Origin of the sequence: Hymenobacter ginkgonis (genome assembly GCF_009755225.1) — a bacterium.
Lineage (GTDB): Bacteria > Bacteroidota > Bacteroidia > Cytophagales > Hymenobacteraceae > Hymenobacter > Hymenobacter ginkgonis.
Genome location: NZ_WQKZ01000003.1, coordinates 149,699 through 167,607 on the forward strand (window position 1 = coordinate 149,699; position 17,909 = coordinate 167,607).

17 protein-coding genes are annotated in these 17,909 nt (G+C 59.3%); 11 read left to right on the forward strand and 6 right to left on the reverse strand.

The features are described from left to right. The first annotated feature begins 113 nt into the window (after positions 1–113). Together GO988_RS12015 and GO988_RS12020 are read left to right on the forward strand one after the other, a co-directional pair. On the forward strand, positions 114–791 hold the full coding sequence (locus tag GO988_RS12015; RefSeq protein ID WP_157565714.1) for an arylesterase: 678 nt from the start codon (positions 114–116) through the stop codon (positions 789–791). A gap of 9 nt (positions 792–800) precedes the next feature. Next, the gene (locus tag GO988_RS12020) at positions 801–1,328 is read left to right on the forward strand and encodes a GNAT family N-acetyltransferase (protein ID WP_157565716.1); all 528 of its coding nucleotides are present in this window, start codon (positions 801–803) and stop codon (positions 1,326–1,328) included. A 49-nt stretch (positions 1,329–1,377) separates the two neighbouring features. Here GO988_RS12020 and GO988_RS12025 read toward each other — a convergent pair whose 3' ends face one another. Next, positions 1,378–1,611: a hypothetical protein gene (locus GO988_RS12025; protein ID WP_157565719.1), complete on the reverse strand. Its 234-nt coding sequence runs from the start codon at positions 1,609–1,611 to the stop codon at positions 1,378–1,380. Positions 1,612–1,732: 121 nt separating this feature from the next. Between GO988_RS12025 and murI the strand changes: the two genes are divergently transcribed. After that, positions 1,733–2,572: a glutamate racemase gene (gene murI / locus GO988_RS12030; protein WP_157565721.1), complete on the forward strand. Its 840-nt coding sequence runs from the start codon at positions 1,733–1,735 to the stop codon at positions 2,570–2,572. Positions 2,573–2,845: 273 nt separating this feature from the next. Next, positions 2,846–5,737: a T9SS type A sorting domain-containing protein gene (locus tag GO988_RS12035; protein WP_157565723.1), complete on the forward strand. Its 2,892-nt coding sequence runs from the start codon at positions 2,846–2,848 to the stop codon at positions 5,735–5,737. Positions 5,738–5,842: 105 nt separating this feature from the next. Here GO988_RS12035 and GO988_RS12040 read toward each other — a convergent pair whose 3' ends face one another. From GO988_RS12040 to GO988_RS12050, 3 genes are all read right to left on the reverse strand, one after another. Continuing rightward, complete coding sequence (locus GO988_RS12040; protein ID WP_068335803.1) at positions 5,843–6,169, reverse strand: HesB/IscA family protein; 327 nt, start codon at positions 6,167–6,169, stop codon at positions 5,843–5,845. Between the two features lie 187 nt (positions 6,170–6,356). Further along, complete coding sequence (gene iscU, locus GO988_RS12045; RefSeq protein WP_157565727.1) at positions 6,357–6,773, reverse strand: Fe-S cluster assembly scaffold IscU; 417 nt, start codon at positions 6,771–6,773, stop codon at positions 6,357–6,359. Positions 6,774–6,872: 99 nt separating this feature from the next. Beyond that, positions 6,873–8,087 carry an IscS subfamily cysteine desulfurase gene (locus GO988_RS12050; RefSeq protein WP_157565729.1) on the reverse strand — a complete coding sequence of 405 codons (1,215 nt, stop codon included), beginning with the start codon at positions 8,085–8,087 and terminating at the stop codon, positions 6,873–6,875. 191 nt (positions 8,088–8,278) lie between these two features. Here GO988_RS12050 and mce point away from each other — a divergent pair, with 191 nt between their 5' ends. Next, a complete protein-coding gene (gene mce, locus GO988_RS12055; RefSeq protein ID WP_157565732.1) occupies positions 8,279–8,683 on the forward strand; it encodes a methylmalonyl-CoA epimerase in 405 nt (134 codons plus the stop codon). A gap of 19 nt (positions 8,684–8,702) precedes the next feature. On the opposite strand, the gene GO988_RS12060 is transcribed toward mce, so the two are convergent. Next, on the reverse strand, positions 8,703–9,584 hold the full coding sequence (locus GO988_RS12060; protein ID WP_157565735.1) for an alpha/beta fold hydrolase: 882 nt from the start codon (positions 9,582–9,584) through the stop codon (positions 8,703–8,705). Positions 9,585–9,714: 130 nt separating this feature from the next. On the opposite strand from GO988_RS12060, the gene GO988_RS12065 reads away from it, so the two are divergent. From GO988_RS12065 to GO988_RS12075, 3 genes are all read left to right on the forward strand, one after another. Further along, the gene (locus GO988_RS12065) at positions 9,715–10,287 is read left to right on the forward strand and encodes an L-threonylcarbamoyladenylate synthase (RefSeq protein ID WP_157565737.1); all 573 of its coding nucleotides are present in this window, start codon (positions 9,715–9,717) and stop codon (positions 10,285–10,287) included. A 106-nt stretch (positions 10,288–10,393) separates the two neighbouring features. Beyond that, on the forward strand, positions 10,394–11,815 hold the full coding sequence (locus GO988_RS12070) for a CCA tRNA nucleotidyltransferase (protein ID WP_157565739.1): 1,422 nt from the start codon (positions 10,394–10,396) through the stop codon (positions 11,813–11,815). A 22-nt stretch (positions 11,816–11,837) separates the two neighbouring features. After that, on the forward strand, positions 11,838–12,242 hold the full coding sequence (locus tag GO988_RS12075; RefSeq protein WP_157565741.1) for a DUF1622 domain-containing protein: 405 nt from the start codon (positions 11,838–11,840) through the stop codon (positions 12,240–12,242). A gap of 37 nt (positions 12,243–12,279) precedes the next feature. On the opposite strand, the gene kdsB is transcribed toward GO988_RS12075, so the two are convergent. Beyond that, positions 12,280–13,032, reverse strand: a complete 753-nt coding sequence (gene kdsB / locus GO988_RS12080) for a 3-deoxy-manno-octulosonate cytidylyltransferase (RefSeq protein WP_157565743.1) — start codon at positions 13,030–13,032, stop codon at positions 12,280–12,282. Positions 13,033–13,169: 137 nt separating this feature from the next. On the opposite strand from kdsB, the gene GO988_RS12085 reads away from it, so the two are divergent. The 3 genes from GO988_RS12085 to GO988_RS12095 all read left to right on the forward strand — a co-directional run bounded on the left by GO988_RS12085 (position 13,170) and on the right by GO988_RS12095 (position 17,825). After that, entirely contained in the window at positions 13,170–14,117 is a 948-nt protein-coding gene (locus tag GO988_RS12085) for a LysM peptidoglycan-binding domain-containing protein (RefSeq protein WP_157565745.1), read from the forward strand. A gap of 90 nt (positions 14,118–14,207) precedes the next feature. Beyond that, entirely contained in the window at positions 14,208–14,969 is a 762-nt protein-coding gene (locus tag GO988_RS12090; RefSeq protein ID WP_157565747.1) for a TIGR02757 family protein, read from the forward strand. Between the two features lie 417 nt (positions 14,970–15,386). After that, complete coding sequence (locus tag GO988_RS12095) at positions 15,387–17,825, forward strand: endonuclease MutS2 (RefSeq protein ID WP_157565749.1); 2,439 nt, start codon at positions 15,387–15,389, stop codon at positions 17,823–17,825. Positions 17,826–17,909: the final 84 nt, after the last annotated feature.

Here is a 17,909-nt window from a genome sequence, read left to right on the forward strand (position 1 = left end):
GAGTTAAAAGCTGGTAACACTAGTTGGGGAAGAAAAATGTCTCTTTGCTGGTTATGGCTACGTAGGACGCACCCGGGCGGCTTATACTTTCGCTTGTTTTTAAGTTGAACCTCATGAAATACCTTACCGGCAGTGCCCTGCTGCTGGCGCTGGCCGCGGCCGGCTGCCAGTCCGACACGCCCAAAACCCAAACTGCGGCGCCTACTGCTACTACTGCGGCCGCCCCAGCGGCCAAAGCCTCACCCGCTATCCTATTTTTTGGCGACAGCATTACGGCGGGTTTCGGCGTCGAGCCCGACCAGGCCTACCCCGCCCTCATCGCGCAAGCTCTCGACTCGCTGCACCTGCCCTATACGGCCGTCAACGCCGGGCTGAGCGGTGAAACCAGTGCCGGTGGCCGCTCGCGCATCAACTGGGTGCTCAGCCGCCAGCCCGTGAGCGTGTTTGTGCTGGAGCTGGGCGGCAACGACGGCCTGCGTGGCCTGCCCCTGGCCAATACCCGCAAGAACCTGCAAGCCATCATCGACACCGTGCGGCGGCAGTCGCCGCAGTCGCGCATTGTGCTGGCCGGCATGCAGATACCGCCCAATATGGGGCCCGCCTACGCCGCCGACTTTAAGAAGCTCTACGGCGATATTGCTACCAAAAACCACCTCCTGCTCATCCCCTTCCTACTGGAGGGGGTAGGGGGCATCACCCGCCTCAACCAGCGCGACGGCATCCACCCCACGCCCGAAGGGCACCGGCTGGTGGCCCGCACGGTGTGGCGCACGCTCAAGCCGCTGCTTTAATTCTTGATAATGACCCCACCAACTATCGAAACAGCCCGGCTGCGGCTGCGCGCCCACCGCGCCACCGACTTTGCGCCCTTCGTGGCCATGTGGCAGCAGCCGCAGTTCTACCAATACTTAAGCGGCCAGCCCTTACCCCCCGAAGAAGTGTGGACCAAGCTGTTGCGCCACGCGGGCTTGTGGTACTTGCAGGGCTTTGGCTACTGGGCCGTGGAGGAAAAAGCCACCGGCGAGTTTATCGGGGCCGTTGGTTTTGGCGAGTGGCAGCGCGCCATGGAGCCCTCGCTCGTGGGCTGGCCCGAAATAGGCTGGGTGCTAGCCCCGCACACGCACGGCCGCGGCTACGCCACCGAGGCGGTGCGGGCCGCCCTGGCCTGGGGCGATGCTGCTTTCACGCAGCCACGCACCGTGTGCATCATCGACGTGGCCAACAAGCCATCGCGGGGCTTGGCAGAAAAGCTGGGCTACCAAGAGTTTGGCCGTACTATTTACAAAAACTGCCCCATTGTGCTGCTCGAGCGGTTTGCGGCGAAGTAACTGGCCGCGCGGCATTCGGGAAGAAAAGCGCTTGTCCGCAGCCAATTTTTTAGAGCACCCGCAGCCCGTCCAAGTTCACTTCATCGCGCAGCAGCTCTAGGTTGCGGTAGGTGAGAGGGCGGCCGGCGGCGGTGCTTAGGGCCGGTGGCGCCCCCAGCGCTGCCACATCGAGCGTGAGCTGCGTAAACTTGCGCTCGCCCAGGTACACGGCCACCGGCCGGCCCCGGTTCTGCGCCTCGTAGGTAGTGAGGGCCTGGTCTATCTCTGCTAACACACGGCTCATAGTACGATGATACTAACTGAGTAGCTGGTCCGAAAAGTAGAAATAAACCTAGACTTATGCAATCAGTTGTTGGCGATGTGCATCGCTAGCCGGCGGCGGCGCCCGACCTTTGCCCGCGCTTATGACTACTGCCCCTACCCCCGCCGCGGCCGCCCGGCCCATTGGCATCTTCGACTCTGGCATTGGTGGGCTCACTGTAGCCCGCGCCGTGGCCCAGCACCTGCCCCACGAGCGGCTGGTGTATTTCGGCGACACCGCCCACCTGCCCTACGGCGAGAAAAGCACGGCTGCCATCCAGGCCTACGCCGTCAAAATCTGCGATGTGCTGCTGCGCCAGCACTGCAAGCTCATCCTCATTGCCTGCAATTCGGCTTCGGCCGCGGCCTACGAGCTGGTGCGCGAGTATGTGGGTTCTAAAGCCGTGGTAGTAGGCATGATAGACCCCGTAGTGCAGTACGTGGGCCAGCACTACGCCGGCCGGCCGGTAGGTCTCATCGGTACCAAGCAAACGGTGGGCTCCAACATCTACCGCAAAAAAATCGACCAGCTCGACCAGGGCGTGGACCTGCACGCCCTGGCTACCCCCCTGCTCGTGCCCATGATTGAGGAGGGCTTTTTTGCGGGTCGGGTGTCGGAGGAAATTATTCGCACGTACCTCGACCACCCGGCCTTGCAGGGCATTGATGCGCTGCTGCTGGCTTGCACCCACTTCCCCCTCATCAAGCCCCAAATGGAGGCCTACTACCAGGGCCGCGTGGCCGTGCTCGACCCCTCCGATGTGGTGGCCGCCACCGTGGCCGAGGCCCTGGCGGCCCGGCAACTGCTTGCCTCTGCGCCGGCCGAGGGGGTAGGGCCAGCGCACCACTTCTACGTGAGCGATTTCACCCGTTCGTTTGAAGAAAGCACGCGTATTTTCTTCGGCCAAGAAGTGCAGCTGGAGCACTACCCGCTCTGGGAGTAGCTGGAGCCGTTACGGCGCATGGATGATAAAAAACGTTGCATATCAAATATTTATTAGGGGCACACGGTTAAGCTGCTCTGTCCATTTATCTGCATAACTAGTTGTTTATTATATAGTAATGTTGGGGTAGTTTATTCCTGCATATTCACTACAAATTAGAAGCAACAGTACCTGAAAGCAAGGCGCTACTTGAAAGTATTCAAATAAAAATCAAAATGCTTATCTTCGCAAACGCGAAAATATTGCGACTCTTGAATTTTTATTTGCTTACGTATGAATCTTCTTTTTACTAGAATTATTACTGTTAAGTGCCGGTATTTGGGATTGCTGATTGTGTTGCTAACGCCGCTGCTAGGCTGGGGCCAGGCCACTATCGCTAATTACGACTTCAATTCGACTACAGGCAGCTTTGCGTCAACTACATCGGTGCCTGCAACCTCGTCGGCATCGGGCGTTGCGGCGACGGTTACTGCCTCCAAAGCATTTACTATCACTGGTACTAGCGGAATAGCTACTGGGGGCAGCGCTTTCACTGCCAACGCAGTAGCAGGCAGCGCCATCAGCATGGGTAGTTTGGGGGTAACGAGTACCGACTATTTTCAATTTTCGCTCGGCGATGTAGCGCTGCCTAAGTATGCGGCTTTTAAGCTGTACCTGCAAGCGTATCGCTCTGCGTCGGGGCCAACTTCACTGGCCTTGCAATACAGTCTGAATGGTGGGGCCTACGTGCCCTACGGTAACTCCATTTCACTTGGCACCACTGCCTTTAACGAAAACGTCATCGACTTGTCGGCCTTGACGGCACTCAACTCGCCCCGCAGCCTGACCTTCCAACTAGTAGTGATGGGGAGTGGCGGCGGGGTAGCACGCATCGACAATTTTCAGGTGCAGGCCGTCAACACCGTTGACCCCGTCATCAGTAGCCTCACGCCGGGCACCGTGGAAGCCGGTTCGGCTGACTTCACGCTGCTGGTAGGGGGTAGCAATTTTACCAACGGAGCGGTCGTTAATTTCAACGGCCTTGACTTAGCAACTGCTTATAATTCGGCTACTTCGCTCACGGCGGTGGTGCCCGCCGCGGCCGTTGCCACTACTGGCAACTACTCGGTTACGGTTACCAACCCCACGGCGGGGAGCGCAACTTCGGTGGCCGTGGTTCTGCCCGTCACGCCGGCGCTCACGCGCTGGACCGGCGCCGCTAATACAAACAGTTGGTTCGACGCCGCCAACTGGAGCACCCGCACCGTACCCAACGCCGCCACCGAGGAAGTGCTGCTCGACCACCGCTTTGTGGCTGGCAGCTACACCGTTAGCATCGACCAGAATACGGCCGTTGCTATCAAGTCTTTGACGGTAAATCCGGGGGTAGGAGACTCAATTTTTGCGCTGGTTCCCGCTACAAATGCAGTATCCCCTGCCGCGCTCACTTTGGGTAGCACTACCGCAGCGCTGGCGCTCGCTATTTATAATAGAGGCGTGGTAACGAACGCCAGCGGGGCGGCCGCGGGTACCAACGTCGCGGGTATTGAAGTGGCCGGTACGATGGCCACGGCCTTCATTTACAACGGCGGCAGCTACCGGCACGCCAGTAGCCTGGGCCATCGGCTTGTGGCCGAAAACCTAAACGTGCTAATAGGCACGGAGCAGGGAATATTTGACTTGCGGCTGCCTGCTAACGCATCTTCGTCCTATGCCTTGTCTACTTCGGGGCGTAACTACGGTACGCTTATCCTGCGCAACCGACCGGGCGCAGCTACCAGTGGCTACCTGGCTACTGCCAGCACTCTCAGCGTGCAAGGAAATTTGATTATTGGGGCGGGCGTCACACTCAACGCCACTATAAACAACGACCTGCGCATCGCGGGCGACGTGCGGTCGCAGGGTACTTTTCAGTTCAAAGAAACAAGCCCGGTTTCCGCAACCAGCCAAGTGCTGCTGGCCGGTACCAAGGTGCAGACTATTAGCGGAGTGTTTATTCTGAATGGAGCCGTCGGGCTAGCCATTAATAACCCGACAGGGGTAATGCTTGCTACCCCTGTGCAACTGGGTGGGGCCCTCACCCTCACGAGCGGCACTCTCACCACTACCGCAACTAACCTGCTGACGCTGACAGCCCCCGCGACTATCAATGGGGGTAGCAGCACCAGCTTCATCAACGGCCCGCTAGCCCGCCAAACGGCCGCAGGCGCGCTTACCAATTTGTTTTTCCCAACGGGTAGCGGCGCGGCCTACCGCCCGATTACCCTCAATGCCACGGCCCAGGACGCTACCTCTTACCTCGTGTCGCAGACCGAGGGCCTAGCCCCCAGCGCTAACAACCTACTTGCTGGCACCACAGCGCTGCCTACCCTCACGCGTGTATCGCAGGTGCGTTTCTACACCATTACCCCTACGCCAGCAGCCAATAATTTTAGTGGTACTGTCACGATTCCATACGGCACTGATGACCAAGTGAATACACCCAATAGCCCCGGCTTCACTATCGGTAAAAACAGCGGCAGCGGTTGGCAAAACATCGGTAACTCGGGCATTAATGTATCGACGCCTGCACCTGCTGGAGGCTATGCCAGCGGCACCATCACATCCGGCACTTTTACTTCCTTTAGTAATTTTGCGCTGGCCAAAACCGATGCCAATGCGGCCGTCAACCCATTGCCCGTAGCACTCACCAGCTTCACGGTCCGGCGCCAATCTACTGGAGTTGCCATAAACTGGATTACGGCTTCGGAGGTAGATAACGCGCATTTTGAAGTGCAGCGTAGCCTTGATGGCCAAGTATTTACGACGGTTGCCGACGAAGTAGGCCACGGCACAACTACCCAAGTTTCTCATTACGCGGCCCGCGACCTGGGCGCTCCGGCGGGCTTATTGTACTACCGCCTGCACCAAGTAGACACTGGTGGCCAGGTTACTAGTAGCCAAGTAGTCGCTCTAGCTGCTACTGAGGCCGCCACGGCCTTGGTTCTGTACCCTAATCCAGCCCACGACCACCTGACGGTGCTAGCACCCGCCGGCACCGCAGTGCAGGTGCTAGACCTCACCGGCCGCTTGCTTCAAGCAGGCGCCTTACCCCCTTCCGGGGCGGTGGAGGTGCAGGCTTTGATGCCCGGCTCTTACCTGTTGCGGGTAGGGGAACAGCAAGTGTTGCGCTTCAGCAAGCAGTAAGCTAAGTACCTCGCTAAAATAAAAAAGGCCTTGTGCAATGCGCACAGGGCCTTTTTTGTGAAGCCAGGGAAGCGCCACTACACGCCACGCTTTCATTTATATTGCTTATACCGAGAAGCTTTCGCCGCAGCCGCAGGAGCGCGAAGCATTTGGGTTGTGAAACTGGAAGCCTTTGCCATTCAGGCCATCCGAGAAGTCTAGCTCGGTGCCGGCCAAGTAGAGAAAACTCTTCATATCAACCACTACGCGCACGCCCTTGTCCTCAAATTCCTGGTCCATGGGCCGGGTTTCGTTGTCGAAATCGAGCTTGTAGCTTAGGCCTGAGCAGCCGCCGCCCGCCACTGAGGCACGCAAACGGTAGGTAGCGTCGAGCTGCGAATCGCGCATCAGGTGCTCAACTTTTTCCTTGGCTTTATCCGAAACGGTTATCATATAGCTAGTTGGCTTGTTCGTGGGCGGTTATCAAGCAAGGAGAGGGCGTTGTAAAACACCTCCGCTCGCGATAATACCTTAACAAAGATACAACCAAGAAGGATTCTAAATAAGGCAAAAAAAATGGGTGTCGAAGCAAAACAGCACTTGCTGTCTCGCTTCGACACCCATTTGCGCAGGTAGTCGCTTAGTGGTGCGACTTCTCTAGCTCGAGAGCGGGCAGGCCGTTCTTCACGCGGTAGTCGTTGATGGCCATTTTGATGGCATCTTCGGCCAGTACCGAGCAGTGAATCTTAACGGGGGGTAGGGCCAACTCCTCTACAATCTCCATGTTGTCGATGGCCAGGGCCTCGTCAACTGTTTTACCTTTCAGCCACTCCGTGGCCAGCGACGACGACGCGATGGCCGAGCCACAGCCAAACGTCTTGAACTTGGCATCGGTGATGGTATTGGTAGCTTCGTCCACCTCAATTTGCAGGCGCATTACGTCGCCGCACTCAGGTGCACCGACGAGGCCGGTACCTACCGTTTTTTTGCTTTTGTCCAGCGTGCCCACGTTGCGGGGATTGCTGTAATGGTCGATTACTTTATCGGAGTAAGCCATGGCTTTAGTTAATTATGAATTAAAAATTAGGAGTTATGAATTGGAAACTGGAATCCGAAAGAAGGTTCTAATCGGCTAAACTCAATTCATAATTGAACCCTAGTGTTCGGCCCACTCAATGGTGCTGAGGTCAACACCTTCCTTGTGCATTTCCCAGAGTGGCGACATTTCGCGCAGCTTGGTTACGGCCTCTTTTACGTGGCCGATAGCGTACTCGATTTGCTCGTCGGTGGTGAAGCGGCTTAGGCCAAAGCGCAACGAAGAGTGCGCCAGGTCGTCGCTCAGGCCCAGGGCCTTGAGCACGTAGCTAGGTTCTAGCGAAGCCGAGGTGCAAGCCGAACCCGACGATACGGCCAGGTCCTTCACGCCCATCATCAGGCCTTCGCCTTCTACATATTTGAAGCTGATGTTGGTTACGTGGGGTAGGCGGTGTGCGCGGCTGCCGTTCACGTAGCTCTCTTCCAAGGTCAACAGTTCCGTTTCGAGGTGGTCGCGCAGCTTGCTCAGGCGCTCGGTATCGGCAGCCATTTCGAGGCGAGCCAATTCACAAGCTTTGCCGAAGCCCACAATACCGGGCACGTTGAGCGTACCCGAACGCATGCCGCGCTCGTGGCCGCCGCCGTCCATCTGGGCGGTTACTTTTACCCGGGGGTTTTTGCGCCGCACGTACAGGGCGCCAACGCCCTTGGGGCCATACATTTTGTGCGCCGTGAAGGCCATCAGGTCGATGCCATCCGCTTGCACATCCACCGGAATTTTACCGGCGGCCTGGGTGCCGTCCGTCATAAACAGCGCGCCGTGCTTGTGAGCGATGGCGGCAATTTCGCGGATGGGCTGAATGGTGCCCGTTTCGTTATTGCCGTACATGATAGTCACCAGAATAGTCTGGGGCGTCATGGCAGCTTCCAACTCAGCAAGGCTAATCAGGCCCTGGTCATCTACGGGCAGGTAGGTAACCTTGCCCCCGAGCTTCTCGATGTGCTTACAGGTGTCGAGCACGGCCTTGTGCTCGGTGGTAGCGGTAATGATGTGGTTGCCACGTTGGCTATACATTTCAAACACGCCCTTAATGCCGAGGTTGTCGCCTTCGGTAGCGCCGCTGGTGAAGATAATCTCCTTGGGGTCGCAGTTAATGAGCTGGCTGATTTGCGTGCGGGCGTAATCCACGCCTTCTTCGGCGGCCCAGCCAAACGGGTGGTTGCGCGAAGCCGCGTTGCCGAACACATCGGTCAGGTAGGGCATCATGGCCTCCAGCACGCGCGGGTCAAGCGGCGTGGTGGCATTGTTATCCAGATAGATAGGTAGCTTAAGCATGACGCTGGGCAAAGATTTTTCGAGTAAAAGCTAAACTGAGTGTAGGCTGCGTAAGTAACACAATTTTGGCCTAAACAGTTTTTTTTATTGTTGCAAAAATAGCTTATTAATGCTCAACAACTGCAACCGAGGTGCACAAGTTGGGCGAGGATAGAATAAATTTGCGATTTGCCTCGCTTCCACCCGGCCCCATGCTTACTAACCTCGAACATTTGGGCCTAGCGGTGCACGACCTGGCCGCGGCTACTGCGCTCTACACGCGCTTGCTGGGCCAGGCGCCCTACAAAACGGAGCACGTAGCCAGCGAGGCGGTCGATACAGTTTTCTTTCAAGTTGGCGGGTCCAAGATTGAGCTGCTGGCCGGCACCAGCCCCGACAGCGCCATTAGTAAGTTTCTAGAAAAGAAGCCCGAAGGTATTCACCACGTTGCCTTCGAAGTCGATGATATTGTGGCTGAGATGGTGCGGCTAAAAGCCGAAGGCTTTATCTTATTAAACGAGCAACCTAAGCGCGGCGCCGATAACAAATTGGTGTGCTTTGTGCACCCCAAAAGCGCTGGCGGCGTGCTGGTCGAGCTGTGCCAGAGCGTGTTGTAGGGCGACGCACAGCGTAATGCTACACGCTCAGCACGGCATCCACGATGGCGCTGGGTGCTTCGCGGGGCACGTAGTGGCCTACCCCCGCCAAAACCCGCCGCTCGTATGGCCCGGTGAAAAATTGTTCTTTGCCTTCGGAAGAAGCCACCAAACTCGCGCCATCTAGCTCGCCGTGCAGCACGGTGGTTGGCACGCCAATGGTAGGCTGGGGCTTAAGCTGGTTCTCGAGCGCCGCGTAGCGCGGGTCGGGCGGCGCGGCGCCCCAGCGAAAGCAGTAGGAATGCAGCACCACCTCTACCCAATCGGGATTGTCCCACGAGGCGGCAGTGCGTGCGAAGGTGGCTTCATCGAACTGCATGGTGGGCGACCAAGCGTGCCAGATGTAGCGGCAAAATTCGCGGCGATTGTTCTTTAGCGCTTCGTGGCCGCGCTCCGAGTGGAAAAACCACTGGTACCAATAGGCATGAATCTGGTCAACGGGAATCTTATCGCCGGGCTTGATGCCGGTTTCGTAGCCTACCGAAATGGCCACCAGCCGCTCGACGCGCGCCGGCCAAATTGCAGCGATGAGGTAAGCAGCGCGGGCACCCCAGTCGTGCCCCACCAGCATTACTTTGTCGATGCCCAGCTGGTCGAGCAGGTCGATGGCATCCTGGGCCAGCGCCGTAGTCTGGCCGCTGCGCGGGGGGGTAGGGCTGAGAAACTTCGAGCCGCCGCAGCCGCGCATAGAAGGGGCAATAGTTTGGTAGCCAGCGGCTACTAGCTGCGTCGAGACTTCGTCCCAGGTGCGCAAGTCGTCGGGAAAGCCGTGCAGCAGCAGGGCTACTGGCGCATCGGCGGGGCCATTTTGCTCGTAGGCAATGCGCAGCACGTCGGTTTCGATGGTGTGGGCGGTTGGCATAAAATAGGAGGGTAGGGATGGGGTTGGTTGAACGCTAGACTTGCCCCGCGGTTACGGCCCGCCCTACCCCCTGGCTAGCCGCTGCCCGAGGCCCGCATCGTTTTTGATTGCCCCTGCTTTCCTTTGCCCCATGAATTTTTTTCGTCAGGAAGTTGATGCTGCCGTCGATATTCTGCTCATGCAGCAGATTATTCTCTACCCCACCGATACCGTGTGGGGCCTGGGCTGCGACGCGGAAGTGCCCCGCGCCGTCGAGAAACTATACAAACTAAAAGGCCGCCCCGAAGGCAAGCCCAGCATTGTACTCGTGGCCGACCTGGCCATGCTGGCCCGCTACGCCGCCGCAGTGCCCCCCGAGCTAGAGGCTGCCCTGGCCGCCCAAACGCGCCCCACTACCTACATTTTGCCCGCTAGCCGCGCTGTGGCCGCCGGCCTCGTTGCGCCCGATGGCACAGTAGGCTTGCGCATTGTGCAGGATGAATTTTGCCATAAAGTGGTACGTCGCATGGGCCACGGCCTAGTCAGCACCTCGGCCAACAAAGCTGGCGAACCCACTCCGGCCGTGTACGCCGAAGTGGACCCCGCCATCGTGCGCGGCGCCGACTATGTGGTGAACTGGCGGCAAGACGATGCTACCCGCACTACGCCCTCGCGGGTGGTGCGCCTGGGGCCGAGCGGCACGCTCGAAGTGGTGCGCGAGTAGGGGGTAGGGCGAAGTAGGGCGAACTTTGCAGCTCGCGGCCCCTGGCTGGCTACCCGCTGCCAGCCAGGGGCCGCGAACCACCAAAATTTTGCGCTTGCTACCCCCCATGACTACGCCCACGCTGCCCGACCTTCCCATCTTTCGTACCATCGCCGAGGCCGCCCACGAGCTGGGTCAACCCGCCTACGTGATTGGCGGTTACGTGCGCGACCTGGCTCTGCGCCGGGATAGCAAAGACATTGACGTAGTGACCGTTGGCGACGGTATTAAGCTGGCCGAAGCCGTGGGCCGCAAGCTGCCGGGTAGGGGCCGCGTTACTGTATTCAAAAACTTTGGTACCGCGATGCTGCCCACCCAGGAAGCCGGCGAAATCGAGTTTGTGGGCGCTCGCAAGGAAAGCTACCGCGCCGAAAGCCGCAAGCCCGAGGTAGAAGCCGGCACGCTTGAGGACGACTTGGCCCGCCGCGATTTTACCATCAATGCCTTGGGTTTGAGCCTAAACGCCGAAGATTTTGGTGCCCTCGTAGACCGCTACGAGGGCATGAAGGACCTAGCGGCCAAGACCATCCGCACGCCGCTGGGGCCGGATATCACCTTCTCCGACGACCCGCTGCGGATGCTGCGCGCCATTCGGTTTGCGTCGCAGCTCAACTTCGATATTGAGCCCGATACGTACGACGCCATCAGCCGCAATAAGGAGCGCATTAAAATTGTGTCGCAGGAGCGCATCACCATTGAGCTGAATAAAATTGTGGCGTCGCCGGTACCGAGCTACGGTTTCAAACTGCTGTTTCAGACGGGTTTGCTGCAACTCATCTTCCCGAAGATGGCGCTGCTGCACGGGGTCGACAAGGTGGGCCAGCACGCCCACAAAGACAACTTCTACCACACCCTGCAAGTGCTTGACAACGTGGCCGCCGCCGGCGGCGACTTGTGGCTGCGCTGGGCCGCCATTCTGCACGACATTGCCAAGCCGGCCACCAAGCGCTACGACCCCAAAGTGGGCTGGACGTTTCACGGCCACGAGGACAAGGGCGCCCGCTGGGTACCTAGCATTTTTACCGACCTCAAGCTGCCGCTAGGCGAAGAAATGCGCATGGTGCAGAAGCTGGTACGCCTGCATTTGCGGCCCATCGCCTTGTCGAAAGACATTGTAACTGACTCGGCAGTAAGACGTTTGCTGTTTGAGGCTGGTGATGACATTGACCGCCTGATGCTGCTCTGCCGGGCCGACATCACCAGCAAAGACCACCAGCGTAAGGCGCGTTACCTCCACAATTTCGATATCGTGGAGGAGAAGCTGCGCGAAATCGAGTCGAAGGACCATTTGCGCAATTTCAAGCCCGTCATTACCGGCGAGGTCATCATGGAAACCTTCGGCCTCAAGCCTTCGCGCCAAGTTGGCGAGCTGAAGGAAGCCGTGCTCGAAGCCATCCTAGAAGGCGAAGTACCCAACGAGTGGGCGCCTGCCTACCAACTGCTGCTGGCCCGCGGCGCGGCGCTGGGCCTGGCGCCCGTGCAGGCCTAGCTGGCCTTACAGAAGCAGCACTATGGCAGAAATTCCCGCTACGTTGTTCTCGCAAACCGAGGCCCTGGTGGTCGCTGCTGTGCAGTGGCTGAAATTGGGCGTCGAGCTGGTGGGCGCGCTCATCATTTCGCTGGGTATTTTGGTGGCGGGCCGGCTGCTGGTGCGGGCGTTGTGGGCCCGCCGCACCGCCGATTTTACGGCCATCCGGCTCACGCTGGCGCGCTACTTGGCGCTGGCGCTAGAATTTCAACTCGGGGCCGACATTCTATCCACGGCTATTGCGCCTAGCTGGGAGCAAATTGGCAAGCTCGGCGCCATCGCCGTCATCCGAACGGCCCTCAACTTCTTCTTGTCCAAAGAAATGCAGCAAGAGCGCAAAGAAGGCGGTGCCGAGAAAGAAGTGGTGCCGCGCGCCCTCAATACCTGACCTGCTGAAGCCAGCCGGGCAAGGCCTGGTGGTGGCCCTACCCCCCCAGGCGCTGCTGGGCCCGCACTACGTCCTCGGGGGTGTCGATACCGAAGGCATCTAGCTCGGTAATGGCCGTTTGAATCGGGAAGCCAGCTTCGAGCCAACGCAGTTGCTCCAGGCTTTCGGCGATTTCGAGCGGCGAGGGGGGGAGCAGGGTAAGCTGGCGCAGCACGTCGGGGCGGTACGCGTACAGGCCCAGGTGGCGGTGGTAGCGGTGGTGGCGTAGCCACTCGCTGGTGGGGTGCTGGCGCTGGTAGGGCAGGGGGTGGCGGCTGAAATACAGCGCCCTACCCCCCTGGTCGGTTACGACCTTGGGCAGGTGCGAGCTGAATAGTTCTTCCTCCGTCAGTACCGGTTTGAGGAGGGTGGCGATGGCGGGCGGCGGATTTTGGGCAAACAGCTCGACCAGCTTATTTATCTGCTCGGGGTGAATAAACGGCTCATCGCCCTGAATATTAACGATGCAGTTCACCTCCTGCGGCTGCCCCAGCAGCTCGAAGGCCTCCCACACGCGGTCGGTGCCGCTGGGGTGGTCGGCGCGCGTAAGTACCGCCTCGCCGCCAAAGCCGTGCACGTGGTCGAGGATGCGGGCATCGTCGGTGGCCACCACCACGCGGGCCAGCCCCGCAAGCTGGGCTTGGGCCACTACGCGCTGAATCATGGTTTGGCCTCCCAGGTCTACCAGGGGCTTGCCGGGCAGGCGAGTAGAAGCGTAGCGGGCCGGAATAATGCCGAGAGCCAAGGACATAGCAGAAGTGCAAAAAGCGAAACCAAAGCCGAAACTAGTGCCGCCCGGCCGCTAGGTAGTTACTTTGCCCTTCATTGGCCTTGGGCCGGGACTTACCCACGGGTAGGTTTTGGTATAAATTTAGCTTTGCCCCGCGCATGAGTCTGTTAGCTTCTTTGTTGATTATTAATTCGCTGCATGGCCCGTTGGCGACCCTTACGCCCGGCCACAAGCTGCCCACCGATTCTATTGGCCAGGAAATCCGCGGTGGCCAGCGGTTTGTGCGCCACCGCGTGGCGCAGGGCGAAACCATGTTTGCCCTGGCCCGGCGCTACAAGGTGTCTGTGGACCAGATTACGGCCGCCAACCCGCAGCTGAAAAATGGCCTCGGCATTGGGGCTGTGGTGCTGGTACCCAGGCCCGCCGCCGGCGGCGCTAAAGCGGCGGCCACTACCATTCCCAAAGCGTCCCTGGCGGCGCCTACCCCCACGGCAGCCGTAGGCACGAGCACCGCGCCCGCCACCTACACCGTGGCTAAGGGCGAAACGCTTTTCGGCATTGCCCGACGCTTTAACCTGACGCCGGCCGAGCTGATACAGCTCAACCACCTGCCTGGCAGCTCGGTGCGCGTGGGGCAAGAGCTGCTGCTGCACGCCGCCGAAACAACGTCCGTAGCTGCCGCGCCTACCTTACCCGCCGCGGCTCGCCCCACGGCAGAAGCAACGCCTAAAATCAACCCCACTGCGCCGGCCCAGATTGCGACGGTTACGCCCGCCTCGCCCAATGAGCGCGAAGAGGCGCCCGAAACCAAATCGCCCACGCGTGCCAGCGAGCTGGTGCAGCGCAAAACCGACCTCGGCATTGCGGCACCCATCAGCAACAGCGGCACCGACAAGTACTTGGCGCTGCATAAAACGGCGCCCGTTGGCACCATTATGCAGGTGAAAAACCAGATGAATGGCCAGTCGGTGTACGTACGGGTAATTGGGGCGCTGCCCGACACCGGCGAGAATGAAAACGTACTGGTGCGCCTCTCGCCCCGTGCTATGCAGAAGCTGGGCACCAGCGATGCCAAATTCCGCGTCGAAACCAGCTACGTGCCGTAGGGAGACTCAAACCCCGCTTATAAAAAGTAACAACGTCATGCTGAGCCCCGCGAAGCATGACGTTGTTACTTTTTGATTTTATTAAAGTCAATGCAGAAGTTGAAATTAGAAGCATTGCGCACGTTGCTCAACGAGCGCGCCGCCCAATACAACCAGCCGGATTTCATTGCCAAAGACCCCATCAGCATTCCGCACCGGTTTAGCCAGTTGCAGGACGTTGAAATCAGCGCCCTTTTCGCCGCGCTGCTGGCCTGGGGCCAGCGCCCGACCATCCTCAAAAAAACCGCCGAACTGATGACGCGCATGGACGAGGCGCCCTACCAATTCATTACCCAGCACCAAGATGAGGACCTGAAGCGACTACTCAAGTTCTGCCACCGCACCTTCTGCGATACCGACCTGCTGTATTTTGTGCACTGGCTGCGCTGGTTTTATGGCGAGCATAACTCGCTGGAAGACGCCTTTTTGCACGGCTCCACCATGCGCGAGCGGCTGATAAACTTCCACGACTTATTCTTTAGCCTGCCCGATGCGCCGGCCCGCACCCGCAAGCACGTGGCTACTCCCGCCCGCGGCTCGGCCTGCAAGCGCCTCAATATGTACCTGCGCTGGCTCGTGCGCCGCGACGGCAAGGGGGTAGACTTTGGCCTCTGGACGCGCATTGCGCCCAGCGAATTAATCTGCCCCATCGACGTGCACGTCGAGCGCCAGGCCCGACTGCTGGGCTTGCTGAAACGCGAAAAAGTGGACTGGCAAGCCGCCGAAGAACTCACTACCAACTTGCGCCTGCTCGACCCTGCCGACCCAGTGAAATATGACTTCGCACTGTTTGGGGAGGGGGTAGGAGCGTAGCTGTACTACTGAGCTTGTAGGTATGAAGGAGGCATTCGAGCAGGCATTGCGGCCAGATAGTTTGGCTAAAAATTCTGCGCTCCTTAGGCGTGAAGCAAGGGTTTTCGAGTGCGTAGCTGCCAAAGTAGGGGGGTAAGCAGCATTTTGCGCCGGCCTGCGTACACCCTCCCCATGCTTAAAAACTCCAAAGGCCCCGAGCTACCGGCTTGGGTATTTCTGGCGCTGCGCTTGGGCTCATTGGTAGCAGTGGCTGTTGTCGCAGCCATAATAGCGCGCTGCAACCCCTAAGCATCCGCGTTTCTTCTGCGAAGCCATCTGCGTCTTGTGGAGTGAAAACCCTGCCCCTGCCGAATCTTCCCGCCCCCATTACTGTTTTACCTTCGCGGCTAGTTATCAGATTCCCCGCTCGTATTCGATTTGTTAGTACCCCAGAATTTTGAAGCCAAGATTGGCTTCGCCACCCTGCGCGAGCTGCTAGAGCAGCTCTGCCTCTCGGCCTTGGGTCGGCAGCACGTGGCCAACATGCAGTTTATCACCCAGCACGAGCAGCTCAGCAAGCTACTGGCCCAAACCGACGAGTTTCGGCAGTTGCTGGCGGGCGGCAGCGAGTTTCCAGGCGCGCACTACCACGACGTAACGGTGCACCTCAAGCGGGCGTCGCTGCCCGGCGCTTACCTCGATGTAGAAGCCTTTTTTGAGGTGAAGATGAGCTTACGAACCATTCGGGCGGCGCTTACCTTCTTCACCCACGCCCCCGAAAACCTCTACCCCAACCTGCGCCTGCTGGGCATCGGCATTCAGGCCGACCGCAACTTGCTGGCCGCCATGGACAAAGTAGTGGACGATGAAGGCAAGGTGCGCGACGACGCCTCGCCGCTGCTGCGCCAAATTCGGCAAGAGTTGATTCAGCGCCAAGGCCAGCTGCGTAAGCAGATTGCCAGCGTGCTGCGCCACGCCAAAAGCGAAGGCTGGATACCCGGCGACGCCGAACCCACCATCCGTGGGGGGCGCCTGGTGCTGCCCGTGGTGGCCGAGCACAAGCGCCGCGTGCGCGGCCTCATTCACGACGAGTCGGCCTCGGGCCAGACGGTATTCATCGAGCCATCGGAAGTGTTTGAGCTGAACAACGACATCAAAGACCTCGAAAACGCCTACCAACGCGAGCTGATTCGCATTCTCACGTCGCTCACCGACCAGTTGCGCCCACACCTGCCCGACCTGCGCAAGGCTTACGGCTACCTCGGGCTGCTCGACTTTATTCGGGCCAAGGCGCGGCTCGCCCGCGAGCTCGACGCCCAGCTGCCCGAGCTGAGCAGCCGGCCGCTGGTGCGGTGGCGCGGCGTGCGCCACCCCGTGCTGGCGCTCACTTTTAAAGAGCAAAACAAGGCCGCCGGCAAAGATGCCGAAAAGCGCGAAGTGGTGCCGCTCGACATCGAGCTGACGCCCGAAAAGCGCATGCTCGTTATCTCGGGCCCAAACGCGGGCGGTAAGTCGGTGTCGCTCAAGACAGTAGGGCTGGTGCAGTACATGCTGCAATGTGGCCTGCTCATTCCGTGCGACGACTACTCGGAAGCTGGCATGTTTGAAGATATTCTGCTGGACATCGGCGACGAGCAGAGCCTCGAAAACGACCTATCGACTTACTCCTCGCACCTGCTGGCCATGAAGCAATTTGTGACCGTGGCCAACAAAAAGAGCCTCGTGCTGATTGACGAATTTGGCACCGGCACCGAGCCCAGCCTGGGCGGCGCCATTGCCGAAGCCGTGCTCGAGCAGCTCAACCAAGCCCGCGCCTTTGGGGTGATTACGACCCACTACACTAACCTCAAGAACTTCGCGGAGAAAACCCCTGGCCTCGTGAACGGTGCCATGCGCTACGACCCCGAGCGCCTGCAACCGCTCTACCGCCTCGAAATTGGGAAGCCGGGTAGCAGCTTCGCCATCGAGATTGCCCGTAAGATTGGCTTGCCTAAGCAGCTTGTCGAGCGCGCTTCGCAACTGGTGGGGAAGGATAAAATTCGCTACGACCGCCTGCTCGAAGGCCTCGAAAAAGACAAGACTGAGCTTGAAACCAAGCTGGCCGACGCCACTAAGCAAACCGCCCGCCTCAAGCGCGCTGCCCAGGAGTACCAGGAACTAAAGCAGCACCTCGAAGACACCCGCAACGAAACCTTGCGCGAGGCCAAGCAGCAAGCCAAAAAGCTGCTCAAAGACACCAACCAGCAAATTGAGTCGACCATCGGCGAAATCCGCCGCAGCCAGGCCGATAAAGACACCACGAAGCAAGCCCGCGAGAAGCTCGATACTTTCGTGCGCAAGGAGTTGCAAATTGAGCCACCTAAAGCCCGCCCCACCCGCGAGTTGGCCGATGCCAACACCCTGAATGCCGGCGACCGGGTAGCCATTCTGGGGCAGGAAGGCCACGGCGAAGTGGTGAGCGTGAAGGGCAAAACGGCCGAAGTACTCTTTGGCGGGATGAAAACCCTCGTGAAAGTCAATCTCTTAGAAAAGCTAAGCCGGGCCGAAGCGCGCGAACGCGAGCAGGTATCGCGCAAGGCCGCAGCCGCCAACGCTAGTGGCCAGAGCCTCGACCTCACGGGCCGCATGGCAGGCTTTAGCCCTACCCTCGACTTGCGCGGCGAGCGGGCTGAAGACGCCCTCACCAAGCTCATGTCGTTTGTGGACGACGCGGTGATGTTCGGCATTCCGGAGATAAAAATCTTGCACGGCCGCGGCAACGGCGTGCTACGCCAAGTGGCCCGCGACTACTTGCGCCAAACCCGCGCCGTAGCTAGCGTAGGCGACGAGCACGCCGACCGCGGCGGCGACGGCGTGACCTTGGCCGTGCTGAAGTAGGGATGCATTAAAAGCTTGGCGAATAGCTAAGAAAGGCAAAAAAGGGACGTCCTGCTGAGCTTGCCGAAGCAGGACGTCCCTTTT